Source organism: Gordonia sp. IITR100 (genome assembly GCF_002009645.1).
GTDB classification, from domain to species: Bacteria; Actinomycetota; Actinomycetes; order Mycobacteriales; family Mycobacteriaceae; genus Gordonia; species Gordonia hongkongensis.
In genome coordinates this window covers 95,274-118,076 of record NZ_MVKV01000004.1, presented here as the reverse complement: position 1 = coordinate 118,076, position 22,803 = coordinate 95,274, and the positions used below count along the sequence as shown (strand labels likewise).

18 protein-coding genes are annotated in these 22,803 nt (G+C 63.2%); 1 reads left to right on the top strand and 17 read right to left on the bottom strand.

Going from position 1 to position 22,803, the window contains the following annotated elements:
• Positions 1-5: 5 nt before the first annotated feature.
• The 12 genes from B1818_RS09085 to B1818_RS09035 all read right to left on the bottom strand — a co-directional run bounded on the left by B1818_RS09085 (position 6) and on the right by B1818_RS09035 (position 15,432).
• Positions 6-626, bottom strand: a complete 621-nt coding sequence (locus B1818_RS09085; protein ID WP_171011644.1) for a bifunctional 2-polyprenyl-6-hydroxyphenol methylase/3-demethylubiquinol 3-O-methyltransferase UbiG — start codon at positions 624-626, stop codon at positions 6-8.
• Positions 613-2,283, bottom strand: a complete 1,671-nt coding sequence (locus B1818_RS09080) for a M13-type metalloendopeptidase (RefSeq protein WP_176455905.1) — start codon at positions 2,281-2,283, stop codon at positions 613-615. Before B1818_RS09080 ends, B1818_RS09085 begins: the two co-directional genes overlap by 14 nt.
• Before the next feature lie 119 nt (positions 2,284-2,402).
• On the bottom strand, positions 2,403-4,208 hold the full coding sequence (locus B1818_RS09075) for a hypothetical protein (protein ID WP_137810158.1): 1,806 nt from the start codon (positions 4,206-4,208) through the stop codon (positions 2,403-2,405).
• Positions 4,201-5,913, bottom strand: coding sequence for a 2OG-Fe(II) oxygenase (locus tag B1818_RS09070; RefSeq protein ID WP_139363003.1), 1,713 nt, complete (start codon positions 5,911-5,913; stop codon positions 4,201-4,203). The genes B1818_RS09075 and B1818_RS09070 overlap by 8 nt, the downstream gene beginning before the upstream one ends.
• Positions 5,903-7,219, bottom strand: a complete 1,317-nt coding sequence (locus B1818_RS09065) for a hypothetical protein (protein WP_078112523.1) — start codon at positions 7,217-7,219, stop codon at positions 5,903-5,905. Before B1818_RS09065 ends, B1818_RS09070 begins: the two co-directional genes overlap by 11 nt.
• 59 nt (positions 7,220-7,278) lie before the next feature.
• Entirely contained in the window at positions 7,279-8,493 is a 1,215-nt protein-coding gene (locus B1818_RS09060; RefSeq protein WP_078112522.1) for an FxsB family cyclophane-forming radical SAM/SPASM peptide maturase, read from the bottom strand.
• A 6-nt stretch (positions 8,494-8,499) separates the two neighbouring features.
• Complete coding sequence (locus tag B1818_RS24170) at positions 8,500-8,655, bottom strand: hypothetical protein (protein ID WP_176455904.1); 156 nt, start codon at positions 8,653-8,655, stop codon at positions 8,500-8,502.
• Positions 8,656-8,879: 224 nt separating this feature from the next.
• Complete coding sequence (locus B1818_RS09055) at positions 8,880-10,388, bottom strand: tetratricopeptide repeat protein (RefSeq protein ID WP_078112521.1); 1,509 nt, start codon at positions 10,386-10,388, stop codon at positions 8,880-8,882.
• Positions 10,385-11,683 (bottom strand): CHAT domain-containing protein, encoded by a 1,299-nt coding sequence (locus tag B1818_RS09050; protein ID WP_240199002.1) that lies wholly within the window; start codon positions 11,681-11,683, stop codon positions 10,385-10,387. The genes B1818_RS09055 and B1818_RS09050 overlap by 4 nt, the downstream gene beginning before the upstream one ends.
• 71 nt (positions 11,684-11,754) lie before the next feature.
• Complete coding sequence (locus B1818_RS09045) at positions 11,755-13,059, bottom strand: hypothetical protein (RefSeq protein WP_078112519.1); 1,305 nt, start codon at positions 13,057-13,059, stop codon at positions 11,755-11,757.
• Positions 13,060-13,091: 32 nt separating this feature from the next.
• Positions 13,092-14,279: a hypothetical protein gene (locus B1818_RS09040; protein ID WP_137810162.1), complete on the bottom strand. Its 1,188-nt coding sequence runs from the start codon at positions 14,277-14,279 to the stop codon at positions 13,092-13,094.
• Between the two features lie 538 nt (positions 14,280-14,817).
• Positions 14,818-15,432: a LuxR C-terminal-related transcriptional regulator gene (locus B1818_RS09035; protein WP_078112622.1), complete on the bottom strand. Its 615-nt coding sequence runs from the start codon at positions 15,430-15,432 to the stop codon at positions 14,818-14,820.
• Between the two features lie 192 nt (positions 15,433-15,624).
• On the opposite strand from B1818_RS09035, the gene B1818_RS09030 reads away from it, so the two are divergent.
• The gene (locus B1818_RS09030; protein WP_254859620.1) at positions 15,625-16,356 is read left to right on the top strand and encodes a response regulator; all 732 of its coding nucleotides are present in this window, start codon (positions 15,625-15,627) and stop codon (positions 16,354-16,356) included.
• A gap of 18 nt (positions 16,357-16,374) precedes the next feature.
• On the opposite strand, the gene B1818_RS09025 is transcribed toward B1818_RS09030, so the two are convergent.
• The 5 genes from B1818_RS09025 to B1818_RS09005 form a co-directional block, all read right to left on the bottom strand.
• Positions 16,375-17,394 (bottom strand): ThiF family adenylyltransferase, encoded by a 1,020-nt coding sequence (locus tag B1818_RS09025; protein WP_078112516.1) that lies wholly within the window; start codon positions 17,392-17,394, stop codon positions 16,375-16,377.
• Positions 17,391-18,701 (bottom strand): hypothetical protein, encoded by a 1,311-nt coding sequence (locus tag B1818_RS09020; protein WP_240199001.1) that lies wholly within the window; start codon positions 18,699-18,701, stop codon positions 17,391-17,393. Before B1818_RS09020 ends, B1818_RS09025 begins: the two co-directional genes overlap by 4 nt.
• Before the next feature lie 344 nt (positions 18,702-19,045).
• Positions 19,046-19,756, bottom strand: a complete 711-nt coding sequence (gene grpE / locus B1818_RS24400; RefSeq protein ID WP_254859618.1) for a nucleotide exchange factor GrpE — start codon at positions 19,754-19,756, stop codon at positions 19,046-19,048.
• The gene (locus B1818_RS09010; RefSeq protein ID WP_078112514.1) at positions 19,753-21,261 is read right to left on the bottom strand and encodes an Hsp70 family protein; all 1,509 of its coding nucleotides are present in this window, start codon (positions 21,259-21,261) and stop codon (positions 19,753-19,755) included. Before B1818_RS09010 ends, grpE begins: the two co-directional genes overlap by 4 nt.
• Positions 21,258-22,394, bottom strand: coding sequence for a tetratricopeptide repeat protein (locus B1818_RS09005; protein ID WP_078112513.1), 1,137 nt, complete (start codon positions 22,392-22,394; stop codon positions 21,258-21,260). The genes B1818_RS09010 and B1818_RS09005 overlap by 4 nt, the downstream gene beginning before the upstream one ends.
• Between the last annotated feature and the right edge of the window lie 409 nt (positions 22,395-22,803).

The following is a 22,803-nucleotide window of genomic DNA, read 5'->3' as shown; positions in this document are numbered from 1 at the left end:
CACACTCACTGTGAAACGTCGATCCAAATGGCGAGTTCATCCGGTGACTGCGGATTCTGAACCACACTCTGGAAGCGGAAACCACACGTCGACAAGGCATCTAATTTGGCGCGATTCGCCGTCGGCGATTCGTAGAACCCCATCACAAATCTTCCGCCCGGAGCGGTGAGCGCGTGGACGCTCCGCAGCCACCGCTGGTTCGCGGCTTCAGCGAAGTCGATGTTGTCACCGACTGCCCAATAGACCAGATCGAACTGGCGGGGGAACCCCTCACCCACCACATCGCTCTGGCCGACCAGACCAAAGTTCTCCGGAACCTCTGAGAAGATCCGACGCGCCTCCCGGAGACGGGCGGCATCGATATCGACGCCGAAAGGGACGATGTCGTGCGGGGACCAATTCTGAAGGCATTTGAGGAGAAACCCGTTGGCGCAGCCGTAATCCAGCAGCGTGCCGGGCCGCGGAATGAGTCCGGCGAGGAATCGCCTGCTGTACTCCCATGCCTGCAACATCTCCGATCCGCTCTCTGGCAAGGAGATCCCGCTTCCCTCCAACAAATGGCGTAACACCTCGTCGTCGGAGACGAGGGACGCGAACGAATCGGTCGACACGTCAGCCCGACTCACCGGGCATCTCCTCGAGTGTCCGACACAGCCGACGGGCCGGCTCGACCCACATCCGGTCTCCGCTGGTGGTGGCGTGGGCATCGTGAAAGTAGTCCAGATTTCGAAGAACCCAGTTGCATCTGACCTCAGCCGGGGGATGGGGATCGTAGGAGAGGCGATCATCGCGTTCGACATCGGTCGCGACTGAACGCATCATGGTGGCGTAGCCCCGGAAGAACTCACGCATCGCCTGCTGCCCAGGCGATGCATGACTCGTTGCGACCGCCGCAGCCCACACCCCGAGGTGGTCACAAAAGACCTCGTTGAGTGCGCGACCGGCGTCGATTGCGTACTCCAGCCGGGACATCGGATCAAAGAACGCCTTGTCACTCTGGTCGATCAGACTGTGCAGCCAGGCGGCCACCCGCCGGAGGTCTGACACCGTCATCGTTGATTGCGAGTCATCTCCGAAGTCGACCTCGGTGTGAAGGTCGATCGAATGGGCGAGTTCGTGTCCGACTATGCAACCGAACGTCCCAAAGCTGGCGCCCGGCGCACCGTTGTCGGCGAGGAAGGGTTCGTCGAGCAAGCCCCACGGAAGCAGGAGTTCCCCGCGACCCCGGTGGTAATACCCTGTTGCGCTGTACGCCCTCGCCGGGTCCCAGGCGGCGGCTTCCCGCCAATGCCGAGTTGCTCGCACGGCGGCAGCTTCAGTTCGAAATGCGTTGCGCACATTCTCATACGGGTTGTCCGAACACCGAAACTCCGCGGCAACCGGTCTCGCCTCCGGGAGACCGACTCGGATGGTGACCCGCTCGATCTGTTCGGCCAGATGGCGTCGGCCACCGTCTGAGAGCGGAAGATGACAGAGAATTTCCAGGAGAGCATTCCGGACATCGAGCGCGATCGACATCGCCTGCTCGACTCGGGATTCAGTGACGAAACGTTGTCGATACCTCTCCAGAATCTCCTTGGCGTAGAAGCGTTCCGTCAGCCGTTGACAGGCGAGCAGTCGTGCATCGGGGCTATCGCCACCCCGCAGTTGACCGTAGCGGCACCGGATCACTCGTGATCGCAACCACTCCCGAACGGCGGCGAGCGGGTGCGCGGTGAGTGCGTTCGCCACTGTCTCCACCGCTTCGACGTCCACGACCTGCACGTTCAGTTGTTCGGTCAATGCGACGCCCTGGATGTCGAGCCATCCGGTCCAGTCGAAACACGGGGCTCGATCGCAGAGGTCGAGGACAGAAACCCTCTCAGTTCGGTCCGCACTCCGGGTCCGGCATGCGTGAGCGAGGTCGAGCGAGAGGGCACTTGCCTGTGTGTCATCACAAGTAAACTGGTTCTGCGCTACGCCCGGGCCCGACCCACGGTCGTCCGTCTCGCCGGGAACCGTCCTCACGATCAGACGATTTGGCTTTTCCCCCGATTCGAGAATTGGTTCCGTTCGGACCGTGAGTTCCAGCGCGGCGGTCACACCCATCTCGTAGAGCTCGGCGAGCACACGGGGAAGGTCGGACGGCTCCCGCAGGGTGGATACAACCTGCAGCTCCTCGGCGCACACGATGTGCGGATCGACCAACGGATCCGATGCACTCATCGCTGCGGACCAGAATGTGAAGACAGGCGTGTCCTTCAGCTCGCACGCGATGGTATCTCGCACACGACTCTCGGCCATTCTCCATGCGTCCCTGAATGATCCGTCGATCGACACGTTCGGCGGCATCACGTGCTGATCGATCCAATCACCGTTCACATGACAGTAGAAGTCATCTCGCGGACCCACGCCCACGACCTTCACAACGCGGTCTCCGCTGCCTCCAGAAGCGATCGGTACGCTCGGGCCCTCGCTTCCCCATGCAACTCTGAAAGCTCGATTGCCATCCGCGCATACACATCACGGCGATAGTGGAAGCCGGTCGGATCATCGGGCGAGGCGAGTTGACCGACGCCGTCCACCATCGCACTCATATCGACAAAAACCAGGTTCGAATGCTTACGCACCTCAGCCGCCACGGCTTCGTTCAGTGTCTTATTGCGACGGTACTGGTCATCACCCGATGGATAGCTGACATCCCGGCACAGCTCAGGACCACCGATCAGAGCGACAGTGGTGTCGGAGCAGAGCTCTGCCAACTTCGCGACGTATCCCGTCAGTTCACTGGCAGTCAGCGCTGGCCCATGCATGAACTCGCCGAGATATGTTGTCCTACACATTGACTGGCCCAACCAGTGGCCCCATTCGGCGTCGTCGCTGTACGCAGTCAACCGGATGTACTCCGGCGCGCACACTTCGTCGGGATCCTCCGGATGCCGAATGGTGCTACAGCTGTAGTCGACCCACAAACTGATCACGACGAGATCTGCCTCGGCCCAGTCGCCGACCGAGGGGATCGCTCCGATCCAGGGTATCTGCTTGACTCTCAACGACTCTTCACCGTACGCGGCTGCACCCACGAGTAGCGGCAGGCTGCTCTGACCGTATTGCTGCACACCGTCGGCACTGGTCAGCCCACTGACGAGAACGTCCAGATGCTCGCTGGGTGGCCACATCGCGGCCACAAGATCCATGTCGCAACCACCGACGAGACAGACCTGACTCAGGACCGGTGGCGGATGGTCGGCCTCCGCAGGCTCCACGATGGACGAACAAGGCCCGAAGAACTCGTCGACACCCGAGATCCAGTCGACCTCTCGGCCGAACTCAATCAGGGCCGGGTGATCGACTGTCACCCCGAACTCGGTGCGAATCCTGTCGGCGACAGCCTCGACAACTCCTTGGTTGACCACCCGGCATGACCAGAGCAGGTGCTTCACCGACACACTCGGTTCCACCACCAGGTATCCACACAGTCCGTAGTCGCCGAACCTGTCGGCCACGCGGAAGGCCCGGGACACGAGTCCCCCATCGCGACTTAGCTCTTCGACGGCCTCCGGGTCGATCCGACTCGATGTGAGGTTGAGCCGGTTGCTGCGTTGCGAGAGTTCAGCGATTCGTCCGCTGTTGGCCACTACGTCAACCGGAGTGACGGTGATTCGACTGTCCCGCAGGAACGGGACGAGGTCGTTCCCAGGTGAGTTGGCCCGGTGGGATTCGAGTGTCTTCCATCTGCGCTCCAGCACACGGTAGTGTCCGAGTCGTTCGGTACCGCTCGATTCGTCTCCCCATGAATCGAGATCAGCCGTCTCAATGTCGTTGGGAGCCAGCGTCGTCACGCCCAGATCGGCCGCAAGACGTTCGCGCACCCGCAGATCATCGTCGACCACGACCACCGACTCGGCTGCGACATTGAAGAATGCGAGCATTCGGCGGATCGCCGATGCTTTGTCCTCCCACGATATCTGTTCGAACACGATGTAGTCGGCAAGCCCGTGCTGTTCAAGCCACCGGCGGGCCTTCGCGGTCTCGTTGTACGAGCAGATCGAGTTGACCAGCCCTCGCTCGGTCAAAGCCGGCACCAGCTGAGCTCCCTGACGAAGTTCCCCCGCAACGCTGTCGTCGATCACGCCGTCCCAAAGGGTGCCGTCGATATCCCAGATGATCACCTTGGGCCGGAGGTCGGCAACGACGAGCTTCGCCCTCCGATCGCGGGGATCAGGCATCTCCATCCCGCCGGTAGGTGGCGATGACGGTGTAACGGAACGTGTTCGAGCTTACTTTCGTCACTTCGTGGCCTCCGGGCACATCTATGTTCATGATCAGCGCATCACCGAACCGCAGCGGAAGTCCCACGAAGGCCTCCCGATCACCGTCGGTGAACCGTAGTTCGCCGCCGGCCGTCGGCGCCACGGTGCAGCCGAGCACCGCACGGTAGGACCCGGTCGACGACGAACCTGCTCGATCGTCATGGTCGGAGTGATTGCGAATCGAATCGCCCTCCCGCAGCCGGTGGGCTTTGACGGCCTCCAGGACGACGTTGGTGCCGAATCGACTCTGTATGAGCTCGGGAATCTCCTGCGTGAGAACAGTGTCGAGCCGGGACTTGACAACAACCTCCAGATCCCGCCGATCTTGATCGCCGAATGCACCCGATCCGCGAAGCCATTCGCCCTGACTCAGCTCCGGATACTGTTCCGCCGCTGCGTTCCTGGTACCCGTCGATCGATAGAGCACCCACGGACATGCGTCGGTCGAGTCACCTGCCACCGCCACCACATCTCGGCCGTCGCGGGCTTCCGGTGGTGCGGGCTCAAGTCTTTCTACATTCTGTCCGAGCCACGATCGGAGTTCGTCGGACAGCGGACCCAGCACACCGTTCTCCAGGCCGGCTGTGACCTCACGCACCCATCGGGATTCCCGTTCGCGTGCTTCCTCGTTCTGCTCATCGGACACGCCGAGCGAAAGGGCCCGCCCACGGACCTGGGCGGCTCGCCCGAACGAGATGAGCCCGTGGATGACATCGGACAGGGTGCGGGTCACACCCGGTTTCCACGGGACAGGCATCGTCAGCTCGGACTCCGGAAGCACTCCGCCGAGGATCTTCTCGGCCGCATTCATCAGTGCATGCGCTTCCTCGTGCGCGAGGCAGGCCACCAAGTCCACCGGAGTCCGTCGAAAGGACGAGTACAGCACGAAGGGCGCGGCTTCATCCGTACCCGCGTTCGAGGTGTGCTCCCCACGCTTCAGCGGAACGACATCAGCCTGATAGCGATCCATAAGCGTCGGAACAAGTTGGTGCGCCATGTCGGCTGCCGCAATGATCTCCTCGTGCGCAGTCTCCCAACAACCCTCGGGTGCGAGATCGAACAGCGACTTCGAACGGGGAAGCCGGTACGCACTCTCGAAGGCGTCGACTCGCAGGCCGCCGGTTCTCGGTCCGGACCGATACTCCCCGTGCACAATGCCGGACTCTATACGGAGCCCCGAATCGGAGTTCAGTTCGAAGGCGCCGATAGACGGTAGGGAAACCACCGGCCCGCCCTCGGCACCGCGTGAGAGCAGGTCGGTGCGGAAGCCATCGGCAACATACGAGCTACCCGAGAGCACAGCGGCTGCCGCCCGGAATCGCTCAAAATCGGCTGCGAGCTCCTCGAACCGGTTTGTGTCGTCTACTCGTATCGCACTGTGAACCGATGTCATCCAGATGTACCCCGCGCCGTAGCCGACCACGTGCGGCGCCATCTCGAGTACCTCGAAGATCGTTCTCGACAGCTCCGGGAACGGAACCTCGAGACTCTGGGCGAGAGTGCGGAATGACCCGCGAATCCGTCCGCTCAGGAGGTCGAGCACACCCAAAGCCCGCTCTGGACGGACGTCGAGGTCAGCGAGTTCGGTCCAGATGTCGTCACTCGCTCGGTCAGTTCTCAAGTCGCATCCTTCTCAGACGCTGAACAATGCTGTGTACAAGTCGATCTCGCTCCACCTGATAGTTCGCCCACGTGACATGCGGCCCGCGCCGGTTGATCAGTAGATCCACGGCCGGATGCTTGCTACGCGGGCCGAGTAGTGGACGCTGTCGAACTCTGGGGTGCGCGGTATCGGTCGCCAACTCGGCACATACGGTCTCAAAGAGCTTGACCAACGCCTGCTCGTGAACGTCGCTGAAGCTGACCACACCTACGTAGCATTCTGTGTAGTCCTCGCACGGCTCACGCGAGACTCGATGGCCGTCGCAACTGGAGTACGTGACCAGATTCCACTCGGTGACCAGTTCGACAACAAGGCTAGTGACCGCAGGCTCCAAGCACTCTAGAAACTCCGGATGGTTCCGGGAGACCGAGGCTCCTTGGCCCCATGCGAACGTCCCTTCGGGACGCACACGCCCGTCGGCGTCGGCCACGAGCGAACGCGACAATCTGTTTCGCTCGTGATCTCCCTCCAACCACGATTCCAGGAAGGAATCGATGTCACTGAGGTAGTTGAATCCTTTCTGCGCGCGCAGGACCCATAACTCCGACTTCTCACCGGAAGACGTCACATCGGAGCGACGTGCACTCACCAGGAAGCCGGCGTCCCGTGCGATCTCCTCGAACTCGTCGTCCGTCAGAAGCAGCGATTTCATCTGTTCCTCGAATATCGCTGTGCCGTCCCGTCGTACCACGAACCGGTGGACCAAAGATTCATCAGCGAGGTGGCATTGTTCGGTGATCGATGTCCCTTCGACCGCTGCCCAGACCCTCTCCCCAGCGGTGATCGAGAACTGCTCCACCACAATGACACCGAAGTCCGGCATCGCACTCCGGATGTTCCGGAGATCAGACCGCAACCCGTCATGCGACTCGTTGATGAACAGGATGTGCGACAACGCGACAACCACGTCGAATGCGCCTCTCACCCCGATGTCGCTGAGCGAGTCGCCTACGACACGTACCGCCGGATGCAATGCTCTCGAGATCCGCCTGAGCGTGCCGGATGTCTCGAATCCGACCACTTCGCTCGCACCGCGCCGGTGGATCTCGGCCGCGTACCTCCCGCAGCCACTCCCCAGGTCCGCGACGCGTTTGCCGTCGACACCCCCGCAGGAGTCGATGAGATCGCGGATCAACGCCGCGTCGTTGTCGGGTCGCATCTGCGATGTGCCGACCACCGTCATCACAGCCCAGAAGTCATGCGCCGCGATTCCCTCGTCGAGGGCCGACTTCACCAGAGCGCTGGGGATGCCAAGCGCGTCCACGACTCGATCATCGGGACCGAATTCGTCGACCTCATCCGTTGCTTGCGGACTCGATGAGTTCACCCCGCGGCTCCGACGCCGGCGGTGTCCGCCCGCTCCACTCGCCCACGTACATCAGTGTCGATGTGGTCGATGATCTTCTTCATGTCCGAGCAATAGACAGTCTGGTTCTTGAAGCCGTTCAACAAGTCCCATCGATGGGAGATGAGACCTCCACCGCACACCTCGAGAACGGGGCAGCTTCGGCACACCTCCGGCAGGGCTCGCGCCCCGATCTGTCGGCAGACTACGCCGGGATGGGTCAGGACCTCGTCGAGTTCATGGGTCATGACATTCGCACCGGTGGCGGCCGCGCCGTCGTAGGTGAAGCCGATGCTGTCGACCAGTTCGATGTCGCCGTTGGATTCGATCGTCACGAGTTGGGCCGGTGCCAGGCCCAGGGATTCGAACGAGTACTCCCCGCCGAGTAGGAGGTGAATGATGTCATCGAACAGACGCAACCGTATCCGTGACTCATCGGTGGACCACACACGGTACAACTCGATCAGCCAGTCCCCGTACGGCGCGTATGCGTCGAGTCGACGGTCCGGGTTCTTTCGTACCGGTAGCGCTTCCCATGTCCCATGTGGAAGCAGCACGTCAAGGCTGGTGAATCCGAGATCCTTGATCGTGCCGTACACGTCGGCGGGGTCGTTCTCGAGATCGATCACCGCGAGAGCCCCCTGAACGAGGCCCGGGAACCGCGAAAGATTCGAGATCCCGCGTACAACACGCGCGAAGGACGACTTCCCCCCGAGGTCCAACCTGTGGGAGTTCGACTTCTCTCCACCATCGAGGCTAACCCCGACGTGGATATCGAGTTCAGCCAATCGAGCAGCGACCTGCTCGGTCACCAGGGTGGCGTTGGTCTGCATCGAGATCTCCACGTGGACCGGCGCGAGACCGGACTTCATGCGCCCGACAAAGTTCTCTATTCTGCTGATCCCGCGTAGTAACGGTTCACCACCGTGTATGGACACTGCCACGGACGGCAGGCCGTGTCGCATTGCGTGCGAACGAATCCGAGCCGCCGCCGCATCCACCAGTTCGTCACTGAGTTCCGCGGGTGCTTGTTTCCACGAATCATCACCGAGGTTGTACACGTAGCAGTAGTCGCAGTTGAGATTGCAGCGCGTTTGGATTTTGAAGATGAACTCGTTGATCGGATGGGGACGCCACCCCTCCGCTATCGAAGTGGTGGCATCGCACGATCCGTCGTATGGCCAGAGTTTCACGAGTCGCTACGCGTTGTGCGAACCGAACTGTCCGTGACGGAAGAACTCGACGCTGTCGGTCTCCTTCTCTCTCTTGAGCCGCTCAACTGCCTCGGCCAGGAGGGAATCGCTGTCGACCGCGCTTCGGACGAGCTCGGAGAGCTTCTTCTTGCCAGTGGTCATGTGTTGTGTCCGTTCTTCTTTGGCGGATAGCTTGGACCAGCACTGCAATGCTAAGCGGGCGATTTGGGGGCGGCAACGTAAGTGCCGAAATTCGTATGAATGGAGTAGCGAGGCTCTGACACCGACCGATGGTGTGCAGGTCACGTCGGACAAGATCGAGTTGCTCCCACGCCATCATCGACCTCGACCCTGTGATCGAAGGTAGCGGCGATGGTCCGAGTTTTCTACCAAATCTGCACTCGCGGTGCTGTTTCCAGCACTTCAGCGAGGTCAGGATCCAGTGCGGCAGCCATTGCGCGCTGACGTTCCAGGAGCAAACGCCCGTTCCCGTCAACCAACGCCGGTGGCGGCGCCATCGGCAACTCGGCAGTCCGCAGGAACGTGGCGGCGAGCCCGAGCACGAGCGACGTCGGTGGTTCGTCCTGCATGGCTGCGCCTGCTCGCGGTCCGGTCGACACGTCCAGTGCCACCGGTTCATCCGGCATCAGCGTCCCCGAGAAGCCATACACCCCGGCGTTGATCATCGTGTCGATGAGATCCGCGGTGACAGTGGTCGCACCCAATTTGTAGGCCAGTAGGAACGTCCACGTCATCCGGTGTTCGAGCGTGTCGCGCCACCTGGCACGCCGCCACGAGTCCGTGAACTGGAAGCGCTCATAGTCGGACGCGATGAGGGACGCAACTGCGGTGTCGACCGCTTCGGCGCCGAGTGTGGCCTGCCGCTGCGGGTCGAGGGCGGCCTCGGTCGTGAGGCGTTTGACGCGATTCCACTGCAGCTTGGCGAGCTGGTGGTGCATTCCCGCTGCCGCGAGCCCGTTGCTCGCAGCGTCGAACGCGGCATCGGCGACAGCGAAGTCATGGCGGGCAGTCGCAGCATTCGCGCGGTTGTACTCGCAGATCGCAACCCGATCGGGCTTCCCGATGCTCTCGTAGTAATCGATGACCTCTGCGAGTAGTATCTCGCCGCGGTCGACTTCCCCCGACCCGAGTAGAACCAGCGCCAAACCCATCCGGCTCTCGGCAGCGTGCTCTGCGTCGCCGGCCGATTCGAAGATCTTGATCGCGCGTTCGAAAGCCGGTCGTGCGAGATGAGCCCGACCAGATTCCACGTGGACCGCCGCCAGAGACGTCAGGCACATCGCTTGGCGCACCGAGTCGTGTCCGAAGAAGTCGACGAGTTCGGAGAGGAGCCGCTCCGCATCCGCGCCCCGGCCCGACTGGTAGAGGTTGTTCGCGAGGTTCAGCCGTACTTCGGCAGCGTCATGGAGAAGACGGCGATCCAGATATATCGATTCGGCCATCCGGAGCACCTCCTCTCCTTCGTCGAACTCGCCCACCTGTGTGCACATGGCGCCGAAGTCGTTCAGCGAGCTCGCGAAGTGCTCCGGGTCAGCGACGCTTGAGAGCTCCTCACACGCGATTCCGAACGCGTCGTAGGCGGATCCGAAGTCACCGGCGGTGTGTGCGAGCAGACCGACGGTTTGCAGAAGCTCGGTGGCCCGCGCCGGATCGACTTCGAGACAGGCCTCGCGTGCAACGAGAAGCAACTCGATCACGACATCGTGATCGGCAACGCCTGCAAGGTGTTCGGCGAGGTCCACGTAGGCCTCGACAACCTCACGCGGATTGCCGCCGTCGTCGGCCCGTTGCGCCCGCTCATCTAGTTCGTCGAGGCGTCTCGACCATTCCTCATCCGATTCCTCTGTGTGCTGCCCGTCCTCCGGCACGGTCACGATGATGGCCTTCCTCGGGATGCACTTGCCGCTCCCGCAGTGACGGGCCGATACCCGCAGACATGGGTGCCAACCGCAGCCCAGGTGAGTGGTGAGGTAGCTGGTCCCGGCGTGTCACGCCACTGCTGCAGTTTGGTCCGTTGCCATTCCGCCAGAGCGGCAGAAGGATCAGACGTCGTGTGCGTGTCGTCCACAGCCAGGGCCAGTTCGGTCGTCGGACCGGGAACCGCGGTCACACCGGCGAACCTGTCGAAAGCCGCGTCTGAGGGCAACGTCCAGCGTGTTGTGGTGACGATCTGGGCGCCCCCGCCGAACATGGCGACGAGCAGTCCGAAGGTCTCCGAGCTCCGATAGTCGACCCCACCCTCACATGCGATCACCGCCACTCGCGGAGGCATTGGCCACCATTGATGCCCGGATCTCCTGTCCCGCACAGGATCAGCGTCCTCGGGACCGACTTCGGGGTTGGCGGTACCGAGCAGCAGATCCAGTGCGGTGAGCGGTCGATGAGCTCGATTCACCGACGCGGCCAGTCCCCACACCTGCTCGTCGTCGTACATGTGGATGGCCGCAGACCCGGGCTGGTCAACCGTAGAACTCACATGTCCGAAATAGAACAGCCGACTCGGTCGCGATTCGTTGAGTTCTTCACTCAGATCCCATCTGCTCACGGCCCGCCCGATGCCCGACAGATCGGTCGTCGGATGCCGAACGATTCGGTCTCGAAAGAGGCCCTCGTTGGTTGAGCCTCCTGTTGTCGCGAGGCCGCGCGACGATGAGGTGGCGAGCACCTGCCTCAGTCCAGATCCGGCCGGCAACCTCGGATCCACCAAATACAGAACCGGGCGTTGCGGAACCGCTCCTGTCCAGGGCTCCGGGGTCCGGGCCCGCCCCAGATGGAGTGCCGCGGGCGGTTCGTACACGACGTCGGCGAGCTCGATCAGCCGCTGGTCATCATCGATGACGAGCAGCTCCAGCGGCACCCTCGCCAGAGACCTGCTCGGCGTGACGCGGATCGAGATCCGACCGTGCCTAGCCCGATCGCCTATCTCGGTCATTATCTGTGCAGGCACGATGGCCCGCGCGAACGCTTCACTCAGTGTGTACTCGCTCCAGTACCGAGTGAATTGACCGGACAACGCCTTTCGGACCGCATCGCCCTCGGCATCTCCAGTGGGATGGTCGATCTCGGTGTCGGCGTCAGTGGTGATGAGTGCGGAGTCGAGCCGGGCCAGCAAGCGACGCATGGTGGATGCGGGTATCGCATGCACGATCGGATGGTCCGGGTTGTCCAACCAGCGGAACGACACGTACGTGCTGTCCGCGTCGACAGCTCGGATCAGCAACTCCGACGCGGGTGCCGGGTTCACCTCCGCCCGATCATGTGCAGTTCGGCGAGCGTCGGGCCTGCCGCGCCATCGCTGGGCGGTGGTTCGGAGAATCTGGCTGCGAGAGAGACCAGGATGTCGCGATAGGACGCCACGAGCGCGGACCGATCAGTGTCACCCCACCGTCGCGTCATCTGTCGCAAGAGCATTCGGGCCTGATCGATCGCCTCGGCGGCACCAACTTGTTCTGCATCCGCCATCTGCGCCGCGGCCGCTATCCGGCTCTCGTCGTCCACCACCCCCAGGCCGGCGCGGATGGCGCCAGCCGCCCGATACCGAGTCCAGGCGTAGCGGCAGTGACGGTCGACCCGGGCGACGGACATGCCGAATGGATCGAGTCGCAGTGCCGAAAGGTCGGCATCGGCCCCCAAAAACGCACATCGTGCGCCCTCGACAAAACCATCCGGATCGTCAATGCGTGCGACGACCCGGCCGTCCACCGCGACAGCCTGTGCGAACGCCAGTATCTCTCCGGAGGAACGGTCGGCTGCGACGGCGAATATCCCCTCGGCGGTGACTGATTCCGCGTCGACGCTCGACCGAATCGCGGCCGAGATCTCGATCGACCCGTCCGCGTTCTCGTGCACCTCGATCTCCGGCTCCTCCGGGCCGTCGAAACGCAGCAGGCGGGCAGGCAACGATGCGAGGTCGGCGACCTCCATCGTCACTGTGGAGATGGAACCGAGTTCGGATGCCAGGGCGAGTTCGGCGCCGGCGCTCGTCACCTGAAACACGTCCCATACGGCATCAGCTCGATCAATGCGCGCGCTGAGCAGCGACAGCGCCTCGCGGCGCTCATCTTCGGGCATGGAATCCGTCGGCGCCGCTGCGATCACCTCGGCCAACCTGTCGACCATCGGGCCGAGTTGATCCGTCGATTCGATCTCGTCGACGAGACGGCCCGGGACCGATGCCGCAAGAGCGTAGTACCAATCGGTCATCGGATCTCCGACGAGCGCCCGGGAATGGGCTGCGTCGAGCAGCAACACCCCATCGTCGAGCTCGCCGAGATGAACGACATCGACAGCTGCCACGGTCAGGAGCCGGACGAGTTCGTCGCCGAGGATCGGATCCGGCACGGCCTCGGAGTCGCTTGCACCGAGCAGCTCTTCGAAAGAAGACGGAAGGGCGAAGCCGTTCGTCAACCGGCGCAGGGATTCGCCGGATTCCGCCGTGAGCCCCACCGGCCTTTCGGGCAGCAAGGCGTCGACGGTGATGGCCACACCGCCGATGGTCACCGTGATCGGCAGGATGGCTTCGGGGTGCTCGGCTCGCCATTCCATGCTCCCGTCCGGCCTGTGTCTCACCGTCCCACTCACGATGCCTCCTCCGGGCGGAGGTGTGCGTCGAAGACGCGACGAGCTCGCGTGACAGCGGTCTGCATCATCAACAACACTGTCATTTCGGCGGCCGACGACGCTTGGCTGCGTGAGTCACCTGGCTGTTCTGCTTGCCAACGGCCCGAGATCGTCTCCCGAAGAACCTGCTGGGACCCATCCAGATCGAGGCCTGCGGTCAGCAGGGCCATCGCTGTTCGTGCCTCCCAACACAACTCACCGTCGACACGACTGGCGCGATCCTGGCCTATCAGCGTCGCAGCGACACGTAGAAGGTCGTCCGGACCTGAGTCTGACGGTGCGGTCGTGTCCTCCAGCCGATCGTCGGCGCGGGCGCTCCCCTGGTCGTCACCGGTCACCAGGTGTGTCTGGCGGCGGCGCCGAATCGTGCCGCGCCGCCATTCATCGATCCGGACCGCGTCGAGACGCACGAGTAGGTAGAACTCGGTGCCCTCCAATGCCTTTCCCGCATGCAGTCGATTCACGTAAGTCGTCACCACACGTTCGTACGCTTCGGCCAGGTGATCCGGGTCGAACGCCCTGTTCCCGAAGCGCTCCGCGATGACCCGGTTCAAGAACTCCACCGCGACCCCGCGCAGCTCGTCCCGGCGCCGGTCCGAGAGTGGTTCGTCAGGAACCGCGCCGAATTCGGTCATCACTCGATCGCCCAGATCGGCGAGGTCGGCACGATCGGCGTCGGTCAGTACATGGTCACCGGTGAATCCTCTGTGGACCAGTTTCGCGATCGCAGTGGCGAACGTGTCCAATGCGATGACCTCGTCGGCATCGGTTCGCTTGCCGGGTCCGAGCGCGAAGTCGCGCACCGTGGCGAAGGATTCGTGAACGGCCGGCGTCGCGGCCAGGCTCCGGCGCACACTGCGTGCCGCGGCGCGGCGCGCTTCACGAACCGCGACGCCGATGGGTTTACGCAACCCGACCGGGGTGACGTCAGCCAAGCTGGTGAACCATCCGGCGGTGTATCGACTCAGTGGCGCGACAGCGTCGTGGCACGCCTCCCCAAAGTTCGCGATCGTCTCGGCGTCGGCGATTCGCACTTGACGACTTCGCGCCATCAGTGCGCTGGTGGCGCAGTATCGCTCACCGAACCACGCCTTACGTCCGAGCGCGCCGCACCAGCCGTGCAATTCTCCTGTCAGGGTGTGCATGTCGGAAATCGGCGACCGTATCGCCCGCCGGTACTGCGACATGTATCCCACTCGGTCGATACCTTCCGGCGGAACCACAGGCAGGAAGTCGGCACCAGGCCCGGGGTCTCCGGAAATATCGGGTGGCGCAAGTCGGCTCACTCCGGCGCTCCTTCGTCGATGTCTGCGGTAAGTGTACGGATTACCCGCCACGCGTTCGCATTCCCGGCGAGGCACCCGCAACTTCATCGTTTTGGAGGAGACCACTTCGTCCATCCGCGGACTACCGTCGCAGGCATCGACATTACAGAGAGGGCCGAGGTGACTGCGTGCGAGCGATGCGCGCGACTGCTGGACGTTTGTCCTACATGCCGGGGGCAGGCGGGCGGTTACAGCATTGCCGGACGCCTCACCTGCGTTGCTTGCCTCAGCACCGGCCGACTATGCCCCGTCCACGGCTCGTGCTGGCGGGCGGCTCCTTGATGTCGCAGACGCGGCAGGCCCCGAACAACTCTGGGCAGCGCCACCTGCGCCACGCGGCGGATATCCCCGCCGGCACTCAGCGACGGAGCAGTTGGTTGCGATCAATCCAGCCATCGGCCATCAACTCGATGAGCAACTGCGACTTGTTCGACACCTGGTGTCCGGCCTCGACATAGCGTTCGGTGACGCGGCGCAGGTGTGTGCGGACGGTGCTCTCGGCGATGTAGTGCTGCGCCGCCGTCTGCCGAACCGTCGCACCGAGCACATAGGTCAACACGACTTCACACTCCCGGTCGCTGAGTCGAACTCGGCGACGCGTGCGGGACGGGGCGATCTTCTCGAGTACCTGCCGGAGGACACCGGCCGAGAACGCCGAATCGGGGAGCCCGACACCGGTAGACGGGTCCGGTCGAACCCCGATTCCGATGATTCTCGAGTCGCGGAACCAGCCCAACTCGCTCAGCCGCGCCAATCGTCGTTCACTGCGGACGATCACGGCGGCGACCGGGCAAGGTGGCAGCATGTCGGCCTCCGCATCGACATCGATGATGCTCACCCGATGACCGAAGTCCTCGAGGAGTGCCATCAGTGCGACATCACCCAGGTCGTGCTCGGCGATCACCGCCATCGGCTGCCGCACAGTGAGTTCGCGCATGGGGACGTCGAGATCGTGGCTGATGTCGGTGGTCATGAACACTCCTCGGGAAGGGGTACGGCGGGCGTCGGCGGGATATCGGGTACCCGTCAAGAGTGAGGTGATCCCGCCGAGCGATCAGCCACAGTGACGACATTTTCGTGCTGGGTTCGGACGGATTCCGCCCCCGAAGAGCGACGCGGAGGTGGAATCGCGCATGAATCGGACCAGTACGGCAAGATGACGCGGGTGACGACCGGACTCCGCATCCTCATCGCCTCGCCACTCGGGCACGTGGTGGCAGACCCGCTCAAGGCAACGGTCGAGGGCTCCTTGGTGACAGTCGCCCGGGATCGCGATGAGTTTCGCAACGCGATCGCGGCACGCGTGCGTTTCGATGTCGTCAGCGCAGACCTCATCTTCAACCACGCCGAACTCGAGTGGACTTTCGACGGCCTCGACGTCATCGAGGGGCTGCGCACGTCGGATCGTCTCGCGCCCGTCCTGCTGGCCACGCAAGGCCACTCGATGGAGGAGGACCATCTCGCCGAGGCACGACGACTTGCCGATGTCTCCGGTGTGGTGGCCAAGTCCGCAGGTCTGCACACCTTCGTGGAGTCCTTACGGACTGTCGCCTACGGCCAGCGGATCACCAGTCGGCCTGAGTCGGGCTCGCGCCCATCCCTGTTCGAGATGTTCAACGGACGCCGCGGAACCACTGCGGCGCGCATGGCCGGGGCGATCGCCGCCGGCAACGCGGCCGACGTCGCGACCCTGGCGGAGGTGGCGCGCGTGTCCGCCAACACCGCGAGCAAGGTCGCGTCCAACTACGTAGGTCCCATGATGCGTGCCCGCAACGAACACGACGAACGCCTGCCGCTAACACAGGCGTCTGTCTTCCGGTGGTGCGGTCTGCACGCGCGCTACATCGTGAGCTGGTGTCGGCGCCATGGCCACGCTGATGTCCTCGCGCCACGGTAGGTGGCGGGAGTAGGAATCTCATAAACACACCAGATCACCCGCGCGGACGTGTCTCCGTCCCGAAGGCACCCGGCCCCCACAGACGATCCGTCGAGCAACGGTGGCACCGACCGCGCCGGCAAGAGTCGCTGCGCTGCCCAACTGCGGCCATGACGGGATCGAGCGGCCGACCTCGCCGAGAGCATCGTGCACCCGAGGTGACACGTCGGGTCCGACGATCGCGCCGGCAAGGCGAATCTTGTTGGCGGGGTCGGAGAGTTCGTCGGCGCTCAACGACCCCAGATCGCCCGCCATCCCGTGGAACTCGGGATAGTCGGGCTCCAGGTCGTAGCGTTCCACGTCGACGATGACGTCGTCACCATCGTCGGTGACCATGATCAGCGGAACCGCCGCCGCCCTCGCGGCGCGCCGAATCGCCACCTTCATCGCCAGATCGTCGACCTCCTCGAGGACAACGTCTGCACCTGGGCCACCGGGGGGCGTCAGAAAGCGCTGTAGGTCATCGGGGCCGACACCTCGGTCGAATGTCTCGACTGTCGTATATGGGTCCAGTTCGAGTAACCGCCTCTGCGCGAGAGTCGTTTTCGCCACGCCGAGATCGCACACCGACCCGTTCAACCGGTTGAGATTCGACGGTCCGAGCACATCTGGGTCGCCGATGCGAAAGCTGCGAGCCCCCGTCAGCGCGCATGTGTGTAGCAGGGACGCACCCACACTCAACCCGGCGACTGCGATCGTCGCGCCAGACCACCTCGCCTGCTCCTCGTCGGTGATGAGGAACCGATTCCGGGACGTGCGGATTCGGTGGAAGATCTCGTCGTCGGGCAGGCGGACCAGCACGTCCCGCCACGGATAGAAGACATAACGGCTCCGGCGTTCGAGTTCGCAGTGCGCCAGCGGCTCCAGCTCCGTATCGAGGCGCACCATTGCGCAGTACTCGTCGAAAGCGTGTGCCCAGGCATCGACGACACGAGTACCGGCGCGTCGGATCTCCTCCAGACGTCGGCAATCGAGCCGTGGGTCCAAGATCTCGATCATCGCCGACCCCGCAAGGTGTAGGTGTGCTTTGCACCGGGTCGGAAGGGCCCGGTTCCGTAGGGGTGCACGTTGACCACCGGAGTGGTCCGCTCCTCCCCGTGTGAACTGCGCAGCGTTCGGAACTCGTCGTTGTTGTCCAGTAGGGCTGCCAGACACAGACTTCGCAGTCTCTCGGCCAGACCTGGTTCCGGCGTGGTTGCTCCGGCCGAAAGCTCGACGTCGATGCGCAATACCGGGCAGTGATCGTCCCCCGGACTTCCGTCCGCGCAGAACCGCCCGGTGACCGACCGTGCGACCGACGCGGCGTCGAACGCCGAGGCCAGCTGCGCAGGGAAGATGGACGACGAATAGAAGGATGTGGCCACATCCGGCCGACCGGTCAGGACCACGAAGCACCCTTCGGGATCGACGATCGTGGACAGATCGTCGAATCCACTCATCTTCAGCACCTCTTGGAGTTCTAGGCCGGTGAGGACGCGACCCTGGTCATTGATCCGGTAACGCACCAGGGGCAGGGCACTGTCGATCGTGAACAAGAGGTACCCGTCCTCGTCTACCTCGGTGTAACGGCGCATCGGGTCGACCTCGACGAACGTGGTCAACGGTGTCGCGTTGCGACCGAACAGTTCCCGCCGCAATTTGTCAGAAGTGAATGCCGCCCGGCGGACGGTCACGGTCGTCGGTGTCTCGTGACCCATCACGCCTGCCTCAGCTGTCCCGTACATCAGGCATACCCGCTCCGGGCGGTGAAGCCGACCGAAGCGTTCCAGTACGTGGTCGCGCCATCGCTCGGTGATGCCTTCACCGGCCAGCAGGAGGTGCAGGTCCTGGGTGAGTGCGTCGGCGGGCAACATGTCGAGCACGTCTTTCACCAGGGGGGGGTAACCCGCGAGTATCACCTTCTCGTGGCGTGGACCCAGTTCGACCAGACTCGCAACCGCCGCCGCGACATCGATTCCCGGTGTCGCCACGGTGATTCGACGATCGTCTTCGTGTAGTCCGAGAGCGGCCTGATAGCTGTACGTGCCGCCGATCCAGGTCCCCATCGCGAAGCAGACCACAACCAGGGTCGTGTGCCCTCCGATATCGAAGCACTCCTCGAAGATCCGCCCGTAGTAGTCGGCAGCATCACGAGCGGCCCGGGAGTCGCGAGGGAAGTATGTCGGCGATCCGGTCGAACCAGATGTCGCCGACCATGTCTGTGCCCGTGAGATGTCACCGTCCCACATCAGTTCATCCAGCTCGTGGGGAGCCAGGTAGTCGATCTTGGTCGTGATCGGCAGCGCAGCGAAATCGTCTCTCGTCATGATCCGCTGCGGATCGCAACTGTGTGCCCGGAGATGGGCTCGGTATGCCGGAACCCGGCGGACGACGCGGTCTGCGACATCGATGGCGTGGTCGAGGCCTGCCGCCGCAGCAGTCCGTTGCGTGGATGTCGGTAGTTGATACATGGTTCCTCCTGGTCGTTGTGACCGAGGAGCCGTTTCCCCACCCTGCTGGATGCCGCTTCTTCTGTAGGTTGCTGTCTCTGACGAGTCGGCCGGATACAACAGAGCGCCCCGTCCGACTGGCTTGTCGGACGGGGCGCTCTGTCATGGTGCACCGGTCCCTCGGAGGCGCCAACATGCACGCAACCCGACGGGCGGCGTGGTCACCCAGGGTAGGTCGGGTCACCCCATTCCGGTGTCCATTCGGCCGCGACCTCCGCCGGCCTGATCACATACCCCGACAGTTCGTACCCGTGCCGTACCCGCTCGACGATCCGCAGTGTGTCGTCCGAGCTCCCGCGCGGGCTTCGACTCGTGACCACTCGGTGTCTGGCCTTGTCGACCTCTGATCCCGGTGGGCACTCGATCGTCTCGATGCCGAAGTCCTCGAGAATGTCGTGCAATTCGTCGACCACGCTGGCGCTCAGGGCCCATGGGTCGACCTGCCGACGTCCCTGCTCGAGTTCGACCCGATCGATCAAGGCCGCCAGCTGCCGCGCGATGGGACGGAGCAACGTCTGCGTCATCCCGACCTCGGCGGCCGCGGCACGATCTCGGAGGGCGATCAGCGACTGCTCATAGTTGCGCTCGACGACCCCGGAGGCAGTCGCCATGGCACTCTCCATCCGGTCGAACCGAAGGTGCAGTTCGCTGAAATCCACTGTGCTCGAGACCGAGGACCATGCTGCCGCCGGCCGACCCGACACCTCTCCCGTCGGCGCACCCTCGCGCGAGGCGGCTCGATCGGTCCCATCCACATCCGGGTACACCGGATCGCACTCGGTGAACTCGCCGACGTCGGTGCGGGCGGGACCGGCAGGCGCCGGGTCACGTACCGGATCAGCGGCCCATCCGGTGCTGTCCGCGGAGCTCACTGCACCACGATCTCTCGACTTTGTTTACGGAGGGACTGGACTTCCATGGCATCGAGGTTGGCCGTTCGCTGTACGTTCATCTGGCCGATCAGCCGACCGCTCACCGCGTCATGGAGCTCCGCCTCGACAGTCTGGTTCTCTCCGATGACGAACACGACCCGAAGCGGCGCCTTGGCAGGCAAGTCATAGTCGAGAGCGAGTAGCGACTCTCCGATCACTTTCACGTACTGGAGTTCGGCTCCGTTCTCGTCACCCTCGGTGATCCGGAAGTTGATCTGGCGCGTCGCCCCCACCGTCGAGAAGGAGCTGACTTCAACCCGATTGGGCACCCTCGTGTTCGGCACGACGACAAGGCTGTTCAGCATCTTCGATCCGTCGTCGGCCAGAACCGCGACGCCGAGTCCCTGCGCGACCACGTCGGACACGGACGCCTGCACCGCTGGTGGTTCACCTGTCTCTACCGCGTTGCGGAGCTCTGCAACGATGGCCGCTCCCAGCGCGACGGCCTCATCGGGATGAACGCTCTTGTCGGGCTCGAGTCCGGTCCACTCCTTGACCGACCGCTCCACGATCTTCATCCGGGTGGATCCGCCGACCAGCAACAGTTTGTCGACGTCGGAGTAGGACAGTCCGCATTGATCCATCACATCCTCGAGGATGTAGCGGGTCCGGGTCACCAGGTCGCCGACGACCCGATCGAATTCTTCACGCATGATCGTGATGGACTCGGTCCCGATCCGGATCTTCGCTTTGTCGCTGGTGGACAACCTGTGCTTTGCCGCCTCGGCTTGCTCGCGGATGAGCGCCTGTTGTTTGTCATCGTCGGGATCCAGCTCGCCTCCGAGATCCCGATACTTCGCTTCGGTCAACCTGATGAGCTCGTTGTCGAAGTCGAAGCCGCCCAGGTTGCGATCGCCTGCCGACGCCAGGACCGTGAAGTTGTTGTGCGAGATGTCCATCAGCGTCACATCGAAGGTGCCACCGCCGAGGTCATAGACGAGGACCCTTCCGTTGTAGCCGCCCTTGAGACCGAAACTCAGAGCTGCAGCGGTGGGTTCGTTGATCACCTGCAGAACGTTCAGTCCTGCGATCTCTCCGGCCTGGCGTGTTGCGGTTCGCTCGGCATCACCGAAATAGGCCGGCACGGTGATGACCACCTCGTCGACCTTCTCGCCGAGATAGGCCGATGCATCGTCGACCAAGAATCTGAGGATGAACGACGAGATCAACTCGGGTCCGTATTCGGTCGAGTCGCCGTCAGGGATGAACTTGTAGTCGGGGCTTCCCATGTGACGTTTGACGTAGCGGACGACGTTGCCGGGCATCGACGTCTCTGCGTTCTTGGCCTGCTTTCCGACGGTGACGTCACCGTCGTCGAACAAGACCGCGGACGGAGTCGTGTTGTCGCCTTCGCGGTTGTGGATGATCGTCGGGATGCCGTCGTCAGCCAGCACCGCAACCGCTGAATTCGTTGTACCCAGATCGATTCCGATGACCTTGCTCATTGCAGGTGCCCAATCATCAGCGCGAGAGAGTTCTTACGCTTGGACTTCTTCCAGCCCGGAACGTAGGACTGCCACACGATCAGTCCGACAGCCGCCAGTGACGCGAGAATGAGCAGTACCCCGATGCCGGAGGAGACGCCCATCAGCACCACCCCGAGCAGGAACGCTCCCACGACACCACCCAGCCACATGAACGGAGCGTCGGACACTGTTGTCGGTAGGCACCACGTCATCTCGTTCTGCTTGTGCAGGTATTCGAGAATCCGCGCCGCCTCCTGCTGAATTTCCGGGTCCCGAGAGAGCTGCTGCGCCTCGGACGCGAGTGCGACCATCGGAGCGATCTCCTCCTCCGCGGTCACCGCGTAACGGCCGTTTCCCTTCAGCTTCGGAACTGTCTCAGCTTTCTCCAGCAAGGCGATTCCGAGGTAGTAGCGCACCGGATCGACAGTCCGGTGCTGGGCGAAGACTCGGCGGTACATGTCGATGGCCTCGTCGAGGAGCCCGTTCTGCTGAAGCACCGAGCCTTGTGCGAGGGGATAGACGAAGTTCTGCGAATCGAGTTGAGTGGCCACTTGATACTCCTTCAGCGCTGCCACCCAATCCCGGAGCTGCTCATGGACGTTGCCGAGATTGAAGTGATACTCGGCGTTGTTCATCTCGATCTCAGTGGCGTGCCGCGCCTCGAATAGGGCGTCCTGCACTCTGCCCAGTCCGAGGTTCGCACGAGACCGAAGGCTCCAGGACTCGGCGTTTCCGGCTAGCACAGTGGTCGCCTCTTTCGCCGCGTAAGCAGCGGAATGATAGTCGTTGTTCGCCAGAGCCTCTCGGGCCGTTGCAACCCAGTCGACCTGGCCGCCCGCTCCTACAGGCTGGCGTGACGGTGCGGACGCCGGCGCCACACCCTGCGCCAGCGCGCGATCGTACGCCGCGCGCTTGTCCGCGCCGCCGAGAAGAACTTCGCGGGACTCACGTAGCCGCTTCATCTTCGTCTCGGCCTCGTGCCGCACGTCGATGTTCGGCGAGGATGCGCGTTTGGTCCACTGCCGGGTCGCCCGTTTCGAGGCCTGCTCGATCTCGGCCTCACTCGCAGTGCGGGTGACGCCGAGCAGTTCGTAGTAGTCGACTTCAACCATCAGCAGACACGCTCCTAGGAGATGTACTCGCCTGGTCATCACACATGACGCTTCCGCGTACTCATGGGTTAGAGACGAGTCCGAGATATTCTCAGAACATCGAAGCTAACAGCCGGGGTCAGCGCGCTCTGTCATCATTTTGTACGAATTCCATTGCATCAGTGCGGCATCTGCGACGCAGACATCCGGCACGAGCGCGGTTGTCGGCCTGTCCGGACGCCGGATTCCCGAGGCCGACGTTGCCGGACATCCGTCTGGGACGTGTGTCCCACACAGGGGCTACTCTTGGCGGCGCACACGTTCACATGTTCATAGGACAGCCATCGACCCCGACCTGTGGCAAACTTCTCCGGTCTCACCTCTCTGGACTGAGCACGGAGGTCTTCGATCTTGACGTACGCGGATTCAC